This is a genomic window from Parasaccharibacter apium (assembly GCF_002917995.1).
GTDB classification, from domain to species: domain Bacteria; phylum Pseudomonadota; class Alphaproteobacteria; order Acetobacterales; family Acetobacteraceae; genus Bombella; species Bombella apis.
The window spans coordinates 186,860-201,879 of the sequence record NZ_LMYH01000003.1 but is presented as its reverse complement, the minus strand read 5'-3'; the positions used below and the strand labels follow the sequence as shown (position 1 = coordinate 201,879).

The window sequence follows — 15,020 nt, the reverse complement described above, 5'->3', positions numbered from 1 at the left end:
GAACCACATGGTGAATTCACTGTCTTCCAACAATCTTCTGGCCTTGCAGCAGGCGACAGACAGCGCCGCCCGCAGTGGGGCAGCGTCTCTCTCCGGCGCCGGGCAGAGCGGGTCATCCGCAGGGACCACGGAAGGTGCCTTTGCCTCGATGGCAAAGAATGAAAACAACTTCCTGACCCTTCTGACAGCCCAGCTGAAGCATCAGGACCCCAGCAGCCCGATGAATACGGAGAACATGGCAGCCCAGTTGGCGCAGTTCTCCAGTGTGGAGCAGCAGGTCCAGACAAACAGCAACCTCAACACCCTCATTTCTCTGAATGAGACAGCCCAGTTGACGCAGGACAAGGGGCTGGTCGGGCGGCAGGTCAGTGCTTTCGGGTCCACGCTGCCCCTGCAGTCCGGTTCGGCTGGTCTGTCCTTCCAGGCAGGAGCGGGCCAGATGGTTGGCATTTCCGTGGCCAACAGTGCCGGGCAGGTGGTCTATCACGACGTGGTGCGGGCGGATGGCGGCCAGACATCCTGGAACTGGGATGGCAAGGACGACAATGGCACGACCCTCAGTGATGGGGCCTATAGCGTGGCGGTGAAGAGTGTGGACAGCCGGGGCAATACGGCTGACGTGCCCTTTGCCGTGCGTGGCACGGTCACGGGGATGAAGAAGACCAGCACGGGCATGAATGTCATGATGGGTGGGGCTGAGGTTCCGCTCTCCAGCGTGCAGGCCACAAGCTGAATCGCGCCTGATGATGCATGAACAGGGCAGGCAGCCACGACGTATTGGCTGCCTGCCGGATGGAACGGGAGGTTGTGAGGGAGCATGTATCAGAACAACGCCATGAATGCTTATCGTATGGCGGCCAGTTCGTCTCTGTCGGACAGGGAAGCGGATGCGGAATGTTTCCGCAGGCTGATTGCCATGCTGGAAAGCGTGGCCCATGAGACGGATGTCATCACGCGGAATCAGGTCATCGCGAAGAATCAGCGTCTCTGGTCGCTCATCCAGCGTGCCAATGCGGTGGAAGCTGGCATGGTCGAGACGGAAGACAGGCTTCTTTTTGCCCGGATGGCCGATCAGGCCCAGAAGTATGGCATACGGGCCATGCTGGACCCCACGCTCAGCCTTGCTCCCCTCATAGAGACAGCCCGCAACGTGCTGGACGGGCTGGAAATGGCCATTCAGGAGGGCTGAAACGCCTTCCCGCCCTTCAGAGCGGATTGGTGAAAAAGACTGGCAGTGGCCTGCCCTCGGCGAGATGGTCGTCCATGATCTGGCAGGCCGCAAGAGCCTCACCAATGGTGACATCCATGTCCAGATAACGGTAGGTCCCCAGCCGCCCGAGGAAAGAGACGTTTCGGGCAGTCATGGCCGTGCGGACATAGCGGTCCAGCATGGCTGTCTCGCCTGCCAGCCTTATGGGGTAATAGGGGGCATCTTCCGGCCCGGCCAGGCGGCTATATTCACGGAAGCAGACTGTCCTGCTGAAGCGTGCGGCCTCCCAAGGGGCGAAGTGCTTGTGCTCGCTGATGCGGGTATAGGGGATGGATTCGTCGCAGTAATTGATGACCGCCGTCCCCTGATAGTCACCTTTCGCATCGATTCGTTCAAAATTCAGCGTGCGATAGCCAAGACGGCCATGGCAGAAGCTGAAATAGCGGTCCAGCGGGCCAGTATAGAGTGTATGGTCCATGCTGTTGCAGGACTGGAATGTTTCGAAAGACGTGTTCAGCCGTACGGTGATGCGGGGATGGGTGAGAATCGTTTCGATCAGGGTGGTATAGCCTTCCACCGGAATGCCCTGATAGGGATGACTGAAATAGTTGTCATCGTAATTGAAGCGTACCGGCAGTCTCTTCAGGATGGCGGCGGGAAGGTCCGCCGGGGGCAGGCCCCACTGTTTGGTCGTGTAACCTTTGAAGAAGGCCTCATAGAGGGCAGGGCCGATCATGTGCAGGGCCTGCTCCTCGAAATTGCGGGGGGAAGCCATGTCCTGCACGGCCTGCTGCCGGATGAATTCCCGGGCTTCTGCGGGCTGCATGGTCTTGCCGAAAAACTGGTTGATGGTCAGCAGGGTGATGGGAAGGGTGTAAACCCGCCCCTGGCTGATGGCCTTGACCCGATTGATGTAGGGGGCAAACCGTCCGAAGCGCTGCACATACTGCCAGACCGTTTCCTGTGCGGTATGGAAGATATGGGGCCCATAATGGTGAAGCATGATGCCCGTCTGCGGGTCCCGGGCTGTATGGCAGTTGCCACCATTGTGTGGGCGTTCATCAATGACAGTGATGCGGTGGCCTCGCTCAGCCAGATGACGGGCCGTGACCGCCCCGCTGAATCCGGCACCGACGATACAGAAATGCATGGCAGGCTGGTCTCAGGGGCCAGTACAGTTCTGGTCTATGCAGCTCCGGCTTGGTGGGGCTGGTGGATAGGGCAGGCCGGGATAGGGGGCCTGGGTCTGGATGTAGGTGTTCCATGGCATGAAGCCGGGTTCGTCCCAGCCATTCTGGCGGGAGTAACGGGGTGTCTGGTACGTTCCCCAGAGCGGCGCTGCCCACGGTGCCGGTATGCCCTGCTGGCGGTACTGGTCCTGCTGCCATGTGCCGGAAAAGGATGGCGGCGGCGGTGGGGGCGGTGGCAGATGGGTGAATTCCCCGGTGGGCGGCGGTGGAGGAGGGGGCGGGCTGAGCAGGTATTCACTGCCGCCGTAGAATCCCTGGGCTCTGGCAGGCAGGATGCCCCCGCCGGCCAGGGCAAGAAGAATGATGGCAATGGATGGACAGTGCAAACGGGTCATCTCACGGTTCCTGCATCATGTGGCCACTTTGCTGGCAGCCAGTCTATGACCTTCTCATGTCATGATAGCTTAGAAAGTATTAAATGCTGGGAAATCATGGTGTTATTTTTGTTCTGGCCTTTTGTGATGGTTATGTGATGCTTACTGTGAGTGCTGTTTAATATATATTTAACGATAGTAATGTATATGGGCGCTCCGGTTATCTTTGCACGCAAAGACTTCTGGCTGGTTTTGCTGATTTCTGTGACATGATCGACCTATGTACCGTGTTCTTGGCAACGTGATATGAGGACAAGGTCTGCCATGACAAAACTTTGGAGAAGGATTACCTGATGCCTCGTATAGCTGGTTCTTCCTGTCCTGCGGAAACCGAGGGACGTATGAAGGATTTTCTTGCCGATATACGTGCGCTTGCTGAAGGGAGCATGGTGGATTCAGCTGACCGGCAGGGCAGAAGGCTGAGACGCTGCGGCCCTCCGGCCATGTGTGTTGCAGGGTATGAGCAGGACAGGGGCCTTTATGAGCGGGCTCTGGATGCTGGGCTGGGGCTGGCAGGCATGGTGGCCTTCAGTGTGGATGGCATGGGGGGATGACCTTGTATTTGCCTTTGTGAGTGGCATCATCCCTGTTTGGGGGTGAATGGTCATGGGAGGCTACTTTTTTCAATCTGTTACGGGGAGACCTGCCGGTGGATTGTTCCGGCAGGTCTTATTTTTTTAAAGGCCATTTTCGGAAAATGTTCATATGGCCATTTTTTTGGCTTTTTCCGGCAGTATGGTCATGACTGTCCGATTGATGGGCATTGTCTGTTTGAAATAGGATCGTATTGATCTTATTAATGTGATGGCCTTATGAAAGGTCTTGTAGGCAAGGCTGCAACAATCATTTAATGTGGCGTTAAGGAATAGGCCGGAGAAGGGAGTGGGATATGACATCACAACCAGCCAGTACGTTTATTGAAAAAGGGATTGGGCGCCTGCTGTCACGGTTTCAGCAGGAGTTTTCTCCTTCCCAGACATTAAGCGATATTGTTGGGCAGGCAGAGCGTCTGCGTGGGATGACAGAAACCTTGCTGGAACTGTCCCACCATTATCCGGACCGGGCGGGTGCCGTGCTGCATGTCCTTTCTGGCCTTGCAGATGTCGGTATCATCCATGACATGGCCAGTGCCGCAGATGAGATTGCTATCATTGCCCGCAAGATGGAGGCAGGGCTGGCGTCGGAGAAGCGGGAAGGCAGCCATTCTTTTGCCGGTTTTTCCGCTCTGGCTGCACAGCATGAAGGCCACGGTGTGAACGGGTTTGGCGGTCATTTCGTGCAGGGCATGTCCCCGGAAGTGAAAGAAAAGCCCGGCCAGTGGATCGCAAGCCGTGATGAACCTTACTGTGCCCCGGAAGAATCCATTTTCAGTGACGAGATCATCTGTCTGCATTGTGGTGGGGCCTTCAGCATGCTGAAGCGCCATATCGAGCGGCAGCATCGCCAGAGTCCGGATGGCTATCGTGTCTATTGGGGGCTGTCCCCGGATTATCCCATGGCCTGTGAGAGCTATTCGGCCATGAAGAAGCTGGAGGCCTCCAGGACCGGTCTTGGCCATTATGACCGCAAGAAGAAAGGCCGCTCCCGCATCAAGGCATGAGGATGCCACGCCAGGGCCATGCAGAAAGGGCGCAGGGGGATGACCCTTCTGCGCCCTTTTCCTGTGTGAAGTCTTGCAGATGTTACTGCTTCATGGCGATGGTCTGCTGGAGCAGATTGTCTGCCGTCGTGACGGTTTTTGTATTGGCACTGTAGGCTTCCTGCGCCACGATGAGGGCAGAAAGATCGCCTGTCAGGTTTGTTGTGGAGGATTCCACATACCCGACGGCGAGTGAGCCCGTTCCATTTTCGCCAACAAAACCGGTCTTGGGTGTGCCAGACCGTGCCGTGGCCAGATAGGCCTGACCATCGACGGCCTGAAGCCCGTTGACGTTGTTGAAATTCGTCAGAGCCACCTTGCCGATCAGCTGGCTGTAACCGTTGTCGAACTGCGCCATGACAGAACCATCGCTTTCAATCTCCGCACCCTTGTAGGTCCCGGAGGTGATGCTGTCGTTGCTCAGGGCACTGGTATCGGCTCCGGTGGAAGTGCCGGTTGTCAGAGAAGCGTTGGAAAGGTCCAGGCTGTAGCTGCTGCCATTGATGGTCAGATTTGCCGTGACCGGGCTGCCCTTGCTGACAGGCTGGCCATCAAAGCTCTGCATCGTGCCATCCTTGTTGAAGATGACGGAATGGGCTTTGTCCATCTGCACGGCAGAGGAGGCGGAGCCGTCATAGGGATTTACAGCCTGCACGGACCATGTGGGCGGGGAGGCGGCTGTCTGTGTCCATTTCACGGCAACAGGCGTGTTGGTGGCCGTGCCGTTCTTGTCCGTGCTGCTTACCGTCAGGGGGGAGCTCATGTAGCTCTGTCGGCTGTCGGTGGTGGTGCCGAGCGTGGTGGCCGGCATGGTGAGTTTCGTGCCGGAAAGGGTGAGGGGGTTGGCCTGGTTGGTTGCAGCCGAATTGTTGGATGTCACCATGGTCGTACCGCTGGTTCCGCCAATCGTGCCGAGAGAGAGCGTCATGGTCTGCTCTTCATTGTTGGCGTAATGGGCGGTGACGGGGATTTCCGCAGCGGATCCCGCCGTGGTGGAGCCAACGGCCTTGCCTGTCTGCATGTCGGTGATGGAGGCCAGGGAGCCGGAATGGTCGAAAGCGACCTGGTAGCTGTTCGGAGAGACGGTCCCGTTGCCATCAGCATCATAGGCAGAGACGGTCCAGATGAGCGGATTGGTGTCGCTCTCCTGCCACTGCACGGCGATCTTGTGTGGATTGGAGCTGGAGTCGTATGTCGTGGTGGGAGCGGTGGTATAGCTCTGCGGCGTGTAGTTTGTGGAATCGGCCGGCAGCTTCCCGACGGCCGCATTCAGTGTCATGGTTGTTGTGGCCGTGGGCTTGAAGCCGATGTTGCTGACATTGATGGGTGTGAGGGTATTGTTCAGCGTACCGGTGGAATCTGCCATGTAGCCATCAAGGTAATAGCCTGATGTGTTGACCAGATAGCCTTTCTTGTCCTGCTGGAAGTCGCCATTCCTCGTGTAGAATTTCTGTTCGGAGAAGTTGGTGACACCGGCATTGGCCGTCCCGGCGCCTGTCGGCTTGGAGGTGACGAACATCCCACTGCCGGAAATGTCCATGGCCAGACCATTGGTGCTGCTGGTGGCCGTGCCGGAATTGTCGACATGCTGGACAGTAATGGCCTGGACAGTGTTGGATTCCGCCTGCGAGGCGGAATTGCCGGTGATGTTGCCGGCCACGAAGTCGGCAAAGGATGTCGTGTCGGCCTTGTAGCCGACGGTCTGGCTGTTGGCGATGTTGTTGCTCAGGTTGGTAAAGGCGTCTGACTGGGCATTGATGCCGCTGACAGCCGTCGTAAGTGCATTGAACACACCGGACATGATTCTATCCTTGTCTGTGACCTGATGATTAAGGCTATTTGTAGGCAAACCCTAGAAAACGCTTTTTATAAAAGCAAATATAACCTGCTTATTTCATGAACAGGCTGTTAAAGTCAGGAAGGACCTGCTTCTGCAGGGCGTGCTGCACGGGCACCAGGGGTTTTGAGCCGTACGACGTAGGCAATGATGGTGGCGACAGGTTTCCAGAATTCTTCGGGGATTTCACTGTCCAGCGGCAAGGCATGCAGGGCCCGTGCCAGTGGCGGGTTGGACATGACAGGAATCTTCGCCTCCCGGGCGATGTCACGGATGCGGAACGCCAGTTCGTCCGTTCCCTTGGCAACGATCTGCGGAGCCGTCCCGTCATGCTGGTCATAGCGTATGGCAACTGCATAATGGGTCGGGTTGACCACGATGACCGTGGCATCCTGCACGGCTTTTTTCATGTGGCGGCGGGAGCGGCTCAGCCGGAGCTGCCGGAGGCGGGCTTTCATCTGCGGGTCACCCTCGCTCTGCTTCATCTCATCCTTGATGTCCTGAAGGCTCATCCGCAGTTTGGAAAAGCGGTGATAGCGGGACCAGACCTCATCCAGCCCGGTGATGATGCACTGTATGGCCAGCACCATGAAACCTGCGTAGATGAACCATGACTTCATGGCGTTGACGAGCTGCCAGGTTGTCCATCGTTCTGTCTGTGGGGCCAGAGACACGGTCTGAAGGGCAACCTTGTAGAGAATCAGGCTGAATACGGTGATCTTGGCAATGGTCTTGAGCAGCTCGATCAGATTATTGAGGCCGACAATCCGCTTGATGCCTTTCAGGGGAGAAAGACGGCTGATATCCGGCTTCAGGGCGGCGGGGCGGAAGAGGAACCCTGTCTGGAGCACGCCGCCCATCAGGATGGCGCAGGCCCCTGTGCCCATGAGCGGGGCGATGAGGTGCAGACCCGCCATGATGGCGTGGAGGGTGAAACCATACAGGGCAGCCGGGTCGTCGGGGACAAGGCCGAAATTGAGAAGAAGGCCGTTCATCTCATGCATGAACTGGCGTGCCGAGGCCGGAATGCTCAGGGCGAATACGAGGAGAAACGTCCCCAGGGCCACAAGGATCAGCAGTTCCTTGGACTGGGCAACATTGCCTTCCTCACGGGCTTTCTGGAGGCGCTTTTCTGTTGGGGCTTGTGACTTTTCACCACCGCCACTGCCATTCTCTTCCGCCATGGGAGGTCAGACCGGAGGACTGGCGGGAGCGATGAGACCTGGCAGGGTGGAGAGGTGGAGCTGCATCTTTTCGGCCCATGTGCCTGTCAGAATCTGGATCAGCAGGGCCAGGAGCAGGATGCCTCCCAGAATCTGGGCCGGAATGGCCAGGGAATAGACCTGTATGGAGGGCATGAGGCGGTTCAGCACGCCCAGCATGGCTGGCCAGAGGGTGCCCAACAGCAGATAGGGGGCTGCCAGCTGCATGGCAATGAGAAAGCTGGTGCTGACAGCCCGTGTCATGTCGGTGGCCATGTCTCCGACGATCATGGCTGTGACATGCCCCGCCGGGAAAAGCGTGTAGGAACCGGACAGCGCCAGCAGGGGCAGGGCGTACAGACCGGTGGAAAAGAGAATGATGGGCGCCAGAGCGCTTGTCATGTGGCTGACGGCTGTGCTGGAGGCCCCAAGCTGGCTGTCTGTCTGGATGACACTGGCCATGCCGGTGAAGACGGCAATGATCTGCCCGGCGATGGCCAGCGACATGGTCAGCAGCCGGGCCAGCATCCCGAGGAAGAAGCCACAGAGGAGCTCCCCGGCAATCAGTCGGAGAGCCATGGCGGGCATCCGCAGGGCCTCCCCTGACACGGCTACCAGGCGCTGCTGGAGGACGGGCAGAAGCGCCAGCGTGATTACCAGGCAGAGGCCGGCCCGTACCCGTGCTGGTGCTCCGCTTTCACCCAGCCCTGGTGCCAGCATGACAACCGCACTGACACGGCAGAGAATGATGGCAAACATGCCCGTCAGTACGGCCAGCGATCCGTGAGGGGCAGCGAGGTCAGGCGAGCCGAAAAAGTCGGAGAGGGACAGCATTCACACTCCCCCGGCCTTGATGAGCTGGTCGAAGATCATTTCCGCATAGGCATGGATGGTGGCATGCATGAAGGAAGCTGTCAGGATCAGCGTGGCCATGGCGGCGATGAATTTCGGCACGAAGGACAGCGTGGCCTCACTGACCTGTGTCATGGCCTGGAACAGTGAAACACAGAGCCCGGCCAGGAGGGACGCCAGAAGAGAAGGAGCTCCCAGCTTGACAGCAACCAGCAGTGTCTGACGCAGGATCTCCTGAACATCAACAGCGTGACCCATGGGTGTCCTCCTGTTTCCTGCCGTGCCGGTCAGACGGACATCCGCATGACATCCTGATAGGCGCTGACAAAGCGGTCCCGCAGGGTGGTGACCGTCTGGAGTGTCAGTTTGGCTTCTTCGACAGAGGCGACGACATCGGACATGTTGCCTTTGCCGGAAAGTGCCTGGGCGGTCTGGCTCTCGGCGACTTTGCCTGTGTTGATGGCACCCCGGATGGCGTTGTCCAGCACGTGGCTGAAGCTGGAAACGGCATCGGTGCTTTCTGTTTCGTCGGCAGGGCCTGCGCTGGCGGGGCTGCTGGTCTGGCTGAGCTGCTGTGCCCGGCCATAGGCCTGCCCGGCATCGAAGCTCTGTGCTGCGGAACTGGCAATGCTGGATAGGGACATGGGCTGGTTATGGCCTCCTTTCCGTCATGGGTATGATGGTGGCCTGTTTGTAATAGCCATTTCGGCATAACGCCATGTTTTTTCTTTTAACAGAAGGTTTATGTAAGGTTATTTTCATATATACGTCTGCAAATGGCTTTGTTTTTCCTTCTGTATTCGGTATCAGAATGGCCATCTGAGTGTTGCAGAATGAAATATCAGGGAGAAAAGAATCATGTCAGACGCATCAGTGGCTTCCGAAATCGCTTCAGCCATGCGGGTCAAGACAGCCCAGCAGGCCAATGAGATGCGTAAAGCTGCCATGTCGGAGAAGGCAGGCCGTGTGCAGGTTTCTTCCCAGCGCAGCAATGGGGCGGAGGCCTCCATGCAGTTCGATGCTACGGGTCAGGTCGTGCCCAGTGCCAAAGGAGTCCGTAAAAACTCTGCCACGGCCAGCTTCGTCAATCTTCTGGCCTGATGGCCGGTCATGTCATGCGGGGCGGTCTCCGCTCTGCGTGAAAATAGGGGATGCGGGAACGGATCAAGGAGCATGAAGGGGTGCAGCACCATGCTATGCGCTGTTCATAAGGCTGTCTCTAAAGCCATGGCAGGCGATGGAATCTGGCGCAGGGCCGGCTGTGGTGTTGCCGGTCTCATCATGCTGGGTGGGCCTGTGGTGGGCAGCCAGATGTGGCTGTCGGGTACGGCGCTGGCTGCGCAGGGGCCCGCCAGGACGTCTTCACCCTTCATGGATGAGGCCTCGGCTGGAGCTGGTCCGTCACACTCTCAGCCAGCATCGGAGCACAGGCAGTCCCAGGCGAATCCCCATCATGGCCATCCCCGTCCCGTTTCTCCGCATCATCAGGTGCGGGGGCGCCCTGCCGTGCCGCCGCCCCTGCAGGTGCAGGACCATGTGAAAGCAGGCGATCCGCTTTTGCAGGGGGTTCCTGCGGGGTGGGGGGCGCATGTGCTTGGTGTTGGCGCTGCCCAGGGTGGGCCGCCCCCGCAGAAAACACCTCCAGAGGCGCCTTCAGCTGATCACAGGGCGGAGCACAGGGATCAGTCCCTTCATCAATTTTTACAGGCGGAGGGGCGTGAGGCAGATGCTGCAAAACCGGGGCTGGCTGTGTCTTCCCAGCCAGCGGGAAACGAACCGGCTGTATCTGCGCCGTCCCGCAACAGGATTCTGATTCCCGTGCCCGGGCAGATGGGCATTGCGGCTTATCAGAGTGGAGACCGCTTCATCATTCTGGTGGATGCCCGTCAGCCCATGGATGTCTCTGCCCTGCGTGGGGATGGCATGTTCAGCCGCCTGGGTGTGACAACCCTGCCTGACCTGACAATGATCAGCCTGCCAGTGCCTGATACGCGCCAGCTTTACCTTTCCCAGCAGAGTGATGGATGGGTGCTAGGGGATCAGCCACCGCCGGGCATGGATTATACGGACAGGCCGGAGATCACGCCCCGGTTACGGGGGGATGGCCTCCTGTTCCCCATGCGGCGGCCGGGACGTGTCTTTTCCATCAAGGACCCGGCATCAGGCACGTCTCTGGTCGTGGGGACCACGACACTGGATGATGGCGGCCTGCTCTCCCTGCGCAAGGGCAGGGATTATGATGTCTGGCCTTCCATGGAAGGCGTGGTGATTGCCCAGCATGAGCCGCCGCAGGTGGTCATGCGGGCCATCATGCAGGGAGACCTGCTCCAGCGGGCTGATGACCGCCCTCTGGCTGATATGGACCGGGCCGTTTACGCCAGTGATGTGGACCTGAACTGGCTTGGCCTGAAACATCTTGCCGCTCCACAGGCGCAGGAGCGTTATCGTCAGGCTCTTGTGGCGGCAGCGGATTCATCCCCTGGTGAACGTTTTGGCAAACGGCTGGACGCAGCCCGTGCTGCTCTGGGTGTTGGTGCCTTCCCCGATGCACGGGCCATCATGGATGTCGCTCTGGAAGATGACCCGGAAGAAGCTTTCCGGCCGGATGTAAGATTTTTTCTGGCGGCGACTGACCTGCTTGCAGGCCGGATGAAAGGTGCGGCCCAGCTGATGCAGGAATGGCCGGAGCAGGCCATGCGGGCCACAAAACTGTGGCAGGGCCTGTATGAGGCCGCCGCCGGGGGGAATGACGCCGAGGCGGCCCGGCTGCTGGCCCGGGACATGCCACGTCTGCTGAATTATCCGGAGCCGTTGCGGGCGTCTCTGCTGCCCATGGCGGCGGAACTCATTGCCCGCCGTGGCACGCCAGCGGACCGCAAGGCGCTGGATTCCCTGCCAGAGGGCAGTGAATTCCGTTTCATTCAGGCCGTGCGTGCTCTGCGGGATGGGGATGAGAAGAAGGCCACCAGCCTGCTGGAGGCCCTCTCTGTGGATCATGACCCTGTCATTGCCGAGAAGGCGATGGAAGAGGGTGTGGCCCTGAGCCTGCGGGACGGGCACCTCCCGGCAGAAAAAGCGGCCCGGCAATATGCGTCGCTTTTGCCAGATGCCCGGCTGTCTGGTCGTGATGGGATTGTCAACATGCTGCGGGCTGGGGCCGATATACGGGCCCATCAGTGGGAAGCTGCTCTTCAGGCGCTGGATCAGGCCCGTCAGGCAGCACCGCCTCATGATGAAGCAAGGATGCAGGCCCTGCTGTCCGCAGCGCTGTCGGGCGTTGTTCAGGGGCTGCCCGGGCCTGATGGTGGTGGGTCGCAGAATGAGGCCACCCTGCTGCATGAAGCCGCCCTGCTGAAGGCGCACATGCAGGATCTCCCGGCCAGCGCAAAGAAGGGCAACCTGCTGTTGGCCTATGGGCGGCTGCTTGGCCGGCTGGGGCTGGAGGAACAGGCCGGGAATGCCATGAACACGGCCATTCCCATGATGACAGACCCGCAGGACCGGGCTGCTGCCGGGGATGCCTTGGCCGAGAATGAGATCAGACGGGGGCAGCTGGACAAGGCCTCGGCCACATTGGCGGATACGGGTGGGGCGTCCCTGCCCCCACAGGAAACGGCACGCCGGACCCGTCTCATGGCCAGCATGGCGGCTGCCTCGGGCAAGCCGGAGGTCGCCCTGTATCTTCTGGGAGCGGATCAGGACCCGCAGGCAGCGGACATACGGGCCCATATCCATGAGAATCGGGAAGAATGGTCTCCTGCCGTGGCGGATCTGCGCAGCATGGTGATGCAGCTTCTGCCACCGCAGGGAGATATGACGGTGTCTCAGCAGCTTCTTGCCCTGCGGCTGGCATCGGATGCTTCCCGGGCCGGAGATGCAGGTGCGCTGGAGTGGATACGCAATCGTGTGGGGGATCGGCCTTTTGAGGGTGATGCCGGACGGATGTTCCGTCTTCTTGTATCGGCCCAGCAGGCACAGTGAGCGCATGAGGAAGGAGTGACGTGGGATGAGTGTGACACATACGGGCGGGACGGACCTTCTGAACCTGGCCGAGCGGCGGATGAGCTGGCTCCAGAATCGTGAATCCGTGCTGGCGGGCAACGTCGCCAATGCCAACACGCCTCATTACAGCCCGAAGGATGTTTCGCCGTTTCAGGGTGTTCTGGAGACTGCCCATGCCGTGGCGCTGACGCGTACACAGCCGGGGCACATGCTGGGGCCTGCGGGGGAAACACATGCCCGCAGGCAGGGCGGTCGGGCCTCGCTGGATGGCAACCGTGTGGTGCTGGAGGACGAGCTGGGGAAAATCGCCCAGACGAGTGATCAGCAGCGTTTCGCCACTACCGTATATGGCCGGTACATGGGGCTTTACGGCATGGCCCTTGGCGGTAGTGGCCAGTAAGTCGTGGTGCGGTAAAGGAGAGAGGAGGAGAGGATGGATTTTTCCGACACGATTGGTGTTTCAGCGGCCGGGATGAGAGCACAGACAGCCCGCCTGCGGGTTGCTGCCGAGAATCTTGCCAATGCGGAGACGACGGGCGCATCGCCCGGGGCTGACCCGTATCGCCGCAAGACAGTGACATTCCGGGAAGCACTGGACCGTGCGAGTGGTGTTTCCAGTGTGTCGATCCGTTCTGTCGGGGAGGATCAGTCCGACTTCCAGATGCGGTATGACCCGGCCCATCCGGCGGCCAATGAACAGGGCTATGTGAAGATGCCAAATGTCAGCTCCATCGTGGAGATCATGGACAGTCACGATGCCCAGCACTCTTACGAGGCCAATCTCAATACGATGCAGGTGACCCGGTCCATGCTGGCACGGGCCATCAATCTGATGAAGGATTGAGGAAGAACGCCATGAGAGGGAATGTCAGATCCATGAGAAAAAAGGGATTCTCCCTGAGCAGGATCACCAATCTTGCCTCCTGCCTGATGACGGTGCTGCTGGCGTTGAATCTTCATTCCCTTGCGGCACAGATCAGCAGTTCTTCTGCCCAGACCGAGACAGCTCATGGAAAGTCGGGGGAGGCCGCCCCGCAGGGCAAGGCTGCAAAGGCGGTACCTGCACCGCCGCCTGCGGGTGTGAAAGCGCCAGAGACAGTGCGGCCCAGCAGGCAGCGCCTGTTTCTGAACCACCTCCAGGGCTGGACGCCAGCCAATGGTCTTGCGGATGATGATCCTGCCACCGGGCAGGTTGATGAGGAACAGCCTGATTCCCGTGTCCGTCTGGCTGAACGGGGGCTGAATGACGACCTTGCCTCGCATCGGCAGGCCATGCAGGGAGAGGCGGAACGTTTCCAGCACCAGCAGAAGGCTCTCGAGCAGGAGCAGAAGGAGCTGGACGAAAAATTACAGGCACTGGGCCGGAATGCTTCCGAACTTTCTGCCCAGCAGGAGCAGCGCCGGCAGGATGTCGAGCAGAGCATTGCTCGGCTGGCCCATATCTATGAGCAGATGCCTCCACGTGATGCGGCGGCCATGTTCAATATTCTGGATATGCGGGTGCTGGTCCCTGTGGCCCAGCACATGATTCCCCGCCGGATTTCGGATGTTATTGGCAACATGCAGCCCGACCGTGCCAATATTCTTTCCCAGTATCTGGCGGGCATCCGCAAGCTCAGTCCCGATACGATCAACCGTATGAACAGTCCGATCGATTCCAACATCGCACCGTGAGGTTCGCTCCCTCCGTGATCATTGGGAGGGAGCTGTGATGTGTCTTACTGGCCCTGCATGCAGCCATCGGGTGCTGTGCCGGGGGGGGAGAGGCTGTTTGAGGAAGGAGGCCAGAGCTACCGTGCTGTTGCAGTATCCGCCCATGGGCAGGGTAGCAATTTCCTCGAAGTAGTTATTTTCCGGCGTGGCCCCGTCTGTGTCATGGGGAGCCAGCCTGAAGAGGCTGACATGGGCTGTTGTTTCCGTTTTTGCGTAGGTTGAATCCCCCAGAGGCCGTTCCATGCGGATCATGAACAGGTTCCATCGTCCCTGTGCGCTCTGCACTGTGTAGAAACCAACGGTGGTCAGGGCATCTTCACCGTCATGTGGTGCATCTCTCAGGCTGTACTCCTTTCCCTGCGTGTCCCGGAAAGGCACGGCACAGAGAAGGGCTGCTTCGCGGGGGCAGGGTTCAAAGGCGAGATATTCGTTCCATGACCACGCATTGGCATTGTCGTGATAGAGCTTGAGAAGTTTCAGGACTTCCCCTTTCTGGATGGGAACCTGCGCTTCCGTGTCCAGCTTGATGGGAATGACCCGGACCGTATCACGGACATCCTGAATTGTGGACCCTGCACGGCCTGCGCCGGGCAGGAGCAGCAGCGCAAGGGCCAGAATGGTGCAGAGGGGTTTGGGGAGGCACTTTTTCTGTTTTTTCATGCTGGTCTCAAAAGATGGATTGGTGAAAGGCTGATCCCATATCGTAAAATTCTGAACAACATCAGGTCATAAAGCAGTTGTGATGGTGTTCTGCAGAAAATACGTCCGCACGATTTTACAGTTCCTCGGGGAGGTGTGCCAATTCAGCAATCTGAAGCTGTGGGATCATGACCGGAGTCATGTGATCTTACAGCTGTCGATAGTAAATAAAATACAGATTTACCCTTAAAACAGGTTAAGTTTTGATAGTTTATTCATTGTTTTCAAAAAAATGTCTTTTA

At 58.8% G+C, this 15,020-nt stretch carries 17 protein-coding genes; 9 read left to right on the top strand and 8 right to left on the bottom strand.

Going from position 1 to position 15,020, the window contains the following annotated elements:
- Nucleotides 1-7 precede the first annotated feature (7 nt).
- Together ASO19_RS01590 and ASO19_RS01585 are read left to right on the top strand one after the other, a co-directional pair.
- Nucleotides 8-733, top strand: coding sequence for a flagellar hook assembly protein FlgD (locus ASO19_RS01590; RefSeq protein ID WP_103765244.1), 726 nt, complete (start codon nt 8-10; stop codon nt 731-733).
- Nucleotides 734-835: 102 nt separating this feature from the next.
- Nucleotides 836-1,189, top strand: a complete 354-nt coding sequence (locus ASO19_RS01585) for a flagellar biosynthesis regulator FlaF (RefSeq protein WP_052348933.1) — start codon at nt 836-838, stop codon at nt 1,187-1,189.
- Between the two features lie 16 nt (nt 1,190-1,205).
- Here ASO19_RS01585 and glf read toward each other — a convergent pair whose 3' ends face one another.
- A complete protein-coding gene (gene glf / locus ASO19_RS01580; RefSeq protein WP_081562782.1) occupies nt 1,206-2,360 on the bottom strand; it encodes a UDP-galactopyranose mutase in 1,155 nt (384 codons plus the stop codon).
- Nucleotides 2,361-2,372: 12 nt separating this feature from the next.
- The gene (locus ASO19_RS01575) at nt 2,373-2,795 is read right to left on the bottom strand and encodes a hypothetical protein (RefSeq protein WP_043558192.1); all 423 of its coding nucleotides are present in this window, start codon (nt 2,793-2,795) and stop codon (nt 2,373-2,375) included.
- Nucleotides 2,796-3,127: 332 nt separating this feature from the next.
- Between ASO19_RS01575 and ASO19_RS01570 the strand changes: the two genes are divergently transcribed.
- Together ASO19_RS01570 and ASO19_RS01565 are read left to right on the top strand one after the other, a co-directional pair.
- On the top strand, nt 3,128-3,388 hold the full coding sequence (locus ASO19_RS01570) for a hypothetical protein (RefSeq protein ID WP_143539915.1): 261 nt from the start codon (nt 3,128-3,130) through the stop codon (nt 3,386-3,388).
- Nucleotides 3,389-3,723: 335 nt separating this feature from the next.
- Nucleotides 3,724-4,434: a MucR family transcriptional regulator gene (locus tag ASO19_RS01565; protein ID WP_103765243.1), complete on the top strand. Its 711-nt coding sequence runs from the start codon at nt 3,724-3,726 to the stop codon at nt 4,432-4,434.
- Nucleotides 4,435-4,516: 82 nt separating this feature from the next.
- Here the strand turns inward: ASO19_RS01565 and ASO19_RS01560 are convergent, their stop codons facing one another.
- From ASO19_RS01560 to fliE, 5 genes are all read right to left on the bottom strand, one after another.
- Complete coding sequence (locus ASO19_RS01560; RefSeq protein ID WP_043558197.1) at nt 4,517-6,274, bottom strand: flagellar hook-basal body complex protein; 1,758 nt, start codon at nt 6,272-6,274, stop codon at nt 4,517-4,519.
- Between the two features lie 113 nt (nt 6,275-6,387).
- On the bottom strand, nt 6,388-7,494 hold the full coding sequence (locus tag ASO19_RS01555; protein ID WP_103765242.1) for an EscU/YscU/HrcU family type III secretion system export apparatus switch protein: 1,107 nt from the start codon (nt 7,492-7,494) through the stop codon (nt 6,388-6,390).
- Nucleotides 7,495-7,500: 6 nt separating this feature from the next.
- Entirely contained in the window at nt 7,501-8,346 is an 846-nt protein-coding gene (locus ASO19_RS01550; RefSeq protein ID WP_227449682.1) for a flagellar biosynthetic protein FliR, read from the bottom strand.
- Complete coding sequence (locus tag ASO19_RS01545; protein WP_043558202.1) at nt 8,347-8,622, bottom strand: EscS/YscS/HrcS family type III secretion system export apparatus protein; 276 nt, start codon at nt 8,620-8,622, stop codon at nt 8,347-8,349.
- A gap of 29 nt (nt 8,623-8,651) precedes the next feature.
- Nucleotides 8,652-9,008, bottom strand: coding sequence for a flagellar hook-basal body complex protein FliE (fliE, locus tag ASO19_RS01540; protein WP_043558205.1), 357 nt, complete (start codon nt 9,006-9,008; stop codon nt 8,652-8,654).
- 214 nt (nt 9,009-9,222) lie between these two features.
- Here fliE and ASO19_RS01535 point away from each other — a divergent pair, with 214 nt between their 5' ends.
- The 5 genes from ASO19_RS01535 to ASO19_RS01515 all read left to right on the top strand — a co-directional run bounded on the left by ASO19_RS01535 (nt 9,223) and on the right by ASO19_RS01515 (nt 14,040).
- On the top strand, nt 9,223-9,465 hold the full coding sequence (locus ASO19_RS01535) for a hypothetical protein (protein ID WP_081562777.1): 243 nt from the start codon (nt 9,223-9,225) through the stop codon (nt 9,463-9,465).
- A 126-nt stretch (nt 9,466-9,591) separates the two neighbouring features.
- Nucleotides 9,592-12,345, top strand: coding sequence for a hypothetical protein (locus ASO19_RS01530; RefSeq protein ID WP_103765241.1), 2,754 nt, complete (start codon nt 9,592-9,594; stop codon nt 12,343-12,345).
- 25 nt (nt 12,346-12,370) lie between these two features.
- Complete coding sequence (locus ASO19_RS01525; RefSeq protein ID WP_043558209.1) at nt 12,371-12,766, top strand: flagellar basal body rod protein FlgB; 396 nt, start codon at nt 12,371-12,373, stop codon at nt 12,764-12,766.
- A gap of 33 nt (nt 12,767-12,799) precedes the next feature.
- The gene (gene flgC / locus ASO19_RS01520) at nt 12,800-13,210 is read left to right on the top strand and encodes a flagellar basal body rod protein FlgC (protein WP_043558212.1); all 411 of its coding nucleotides are present in this window, start codon (nt 12,800-12,802) and stop codon (nt 13,208-13,210) included.
- A 32-nt stretch (nt 13,211-13,242) separates the two neighbouring features.
- Complete coding sequence (locus ASO19_RS01515; RefSeq protein ID WP_081562775.1) at nt 13,243-14,040, top strand: MotE family protein; 798 nt, start codon at nt 13,243-13,245, stop codon at nt 14,038-14,040.
- A gap of 18 nt (nt 14,041-14,058) precedes the next feature.
- Here the strand turns inward: ASO19_RS01515 and ASO19_RS01510 are convergent, their stop codons facing one another.
- A complete protein-coding gene (locus ASO19_RS01510; RefSeq protein ID WP_103765239.1) occupies nt 14,059-14,739 on the bottom strand; it encodes a hypothetical protein in 681 nt (226 codons plus the stop codon).
- Nucleotides 14,740-15,020: the final 281 nt, after the last annotated feature.

What these genes read in the sequence shown, in the direction of transcription:
- ASO19_RS01590 (WP_103765244.1), top strand. Translation starts at nt 8, where the DNA reads ATGGTGAATTCACTGTCTTCCAACAATCTTCTGGCCTTGCAGCAGGCG.
- ASO19_RS01585 (WP_052348933.1), top strand. Translation starts at nt 836, where the DNA reads ATGAATGCTTATCGTATGGCGGCCAGTTCGTCTCTGTCGGACAGGGAA.
- glf (WP_081562782.1), bottom strand. Translation starts at nt 2,360, where the DNA reads ATGCATTTCTGTATCGTCGGTGCCGGATTCAGCGGGGCGGTCACGGCC.
- ASO19_RS01575 (WP_043558192.1), bottom strand. Translation starts at nt 2,795, where the DNA reads ATGACCCGTTTGCACTGTCCATCCATTGCCATCATTCTTCTTGCCCTG.
- ASO19_RS01570 (WP_143539915.1), top strand. Translation starts at nt 3,128, where the DNA reads ATGCCTCGTATAGCTGGTTCTTCCTGTCCTGCGGAAACCGAGGGACGT.
- ASO19_RS01565 (WP_103765243.1), top strand. Translation starts at nt 3,724, where the DNA reads ATGACATCACAACCAGCCAGTACGTTTATTGAAAAAGGGATTGGGCGC.
- ASO19_RS01560 (WP_043558197.1), bottom strand. Translation starts at nt 6,274, where the DNA reads ATGTCCGGTGTGTTCAATGCACTTACGACGGCTGTCAGCGGCATCAAT.
- ASO19_RS01555 (WP_103765242.1), bottom strand. Translation starts at nt 7,494, where the DNA reads ATGGCGGAAGAGAATGGCAGTGGCGGTGGTGAAAAGTCACAAGCCCCA.
- ASO19_RS01550 (WP_227449682.1), bottom strand. Translation starts at nt 8,346, where the DNA reads ATGCTGTCCCTCTCCGACTTTTTCGGCTCGCCTGACCTCGCTGCCCCT.
- ASO19_RS01545 (WP_043558202.1), bottom strand. Translation starts at nt 8,622, where the DNA reads ATGGGTCACGCTGTTGATGTTCAGGAGATCCTGCGTCAGACACTGCTG.
- fliE (WP_043558205.1), bottom strand. Translation starts at nt 9,008, where the DNA reads ATGTCCCTATCCAGCATTGCCAGTTCCGCAGCACAGAGCTTCGATGCC.
- ASO19_RS01535 (WP_081562777.1), top strand. Translation starts at nt 9,223, where the DNA reads ATGTCAGACGCATCAGTGGCTTCCGAAATCGCTTCAGCCATGCGGGTC.
- ASO19_RS01530 (WP_103765241.1), top strand. Translation starts at nt 9,592, where the DNA reads ATGGCAGGCGATGGAATCTGGCGCAGGGCCGGCTGTGGTGTTGCCGGT.
- ASO19_RS01525 (WP_043558209.1), top strand. Translation starts at nt 12,371, where the DNA reads ATGAGTGTGACACATACGGGCGGGACGGACCTTCTGAACCTGGCCGAG.
- flgC (WP_043558212.1), top strand. Translation starts at nt 12,800, where the DNA reads ATGGATTTTTCCGACACGATTGGTGTTTCAGCGGCCGGGATGAGAGCA.
- ASO19_RS01515 (WP_081562775.1), top strand. Translation starts at nt 13,243, where the DNA reads ATGAGAAAAAAGGGATTCTCCCTGAGCAGGATCACCAATCTTGCCTCC.
- ASO19_RS01510 (WP_103765239.1), bottom strand. Translation starts at nt 14,739, where the DNA reads ATGAAAAAACAGAAAAAGTGCCTCCCCAAACCCCTCTGCACCATTCTG.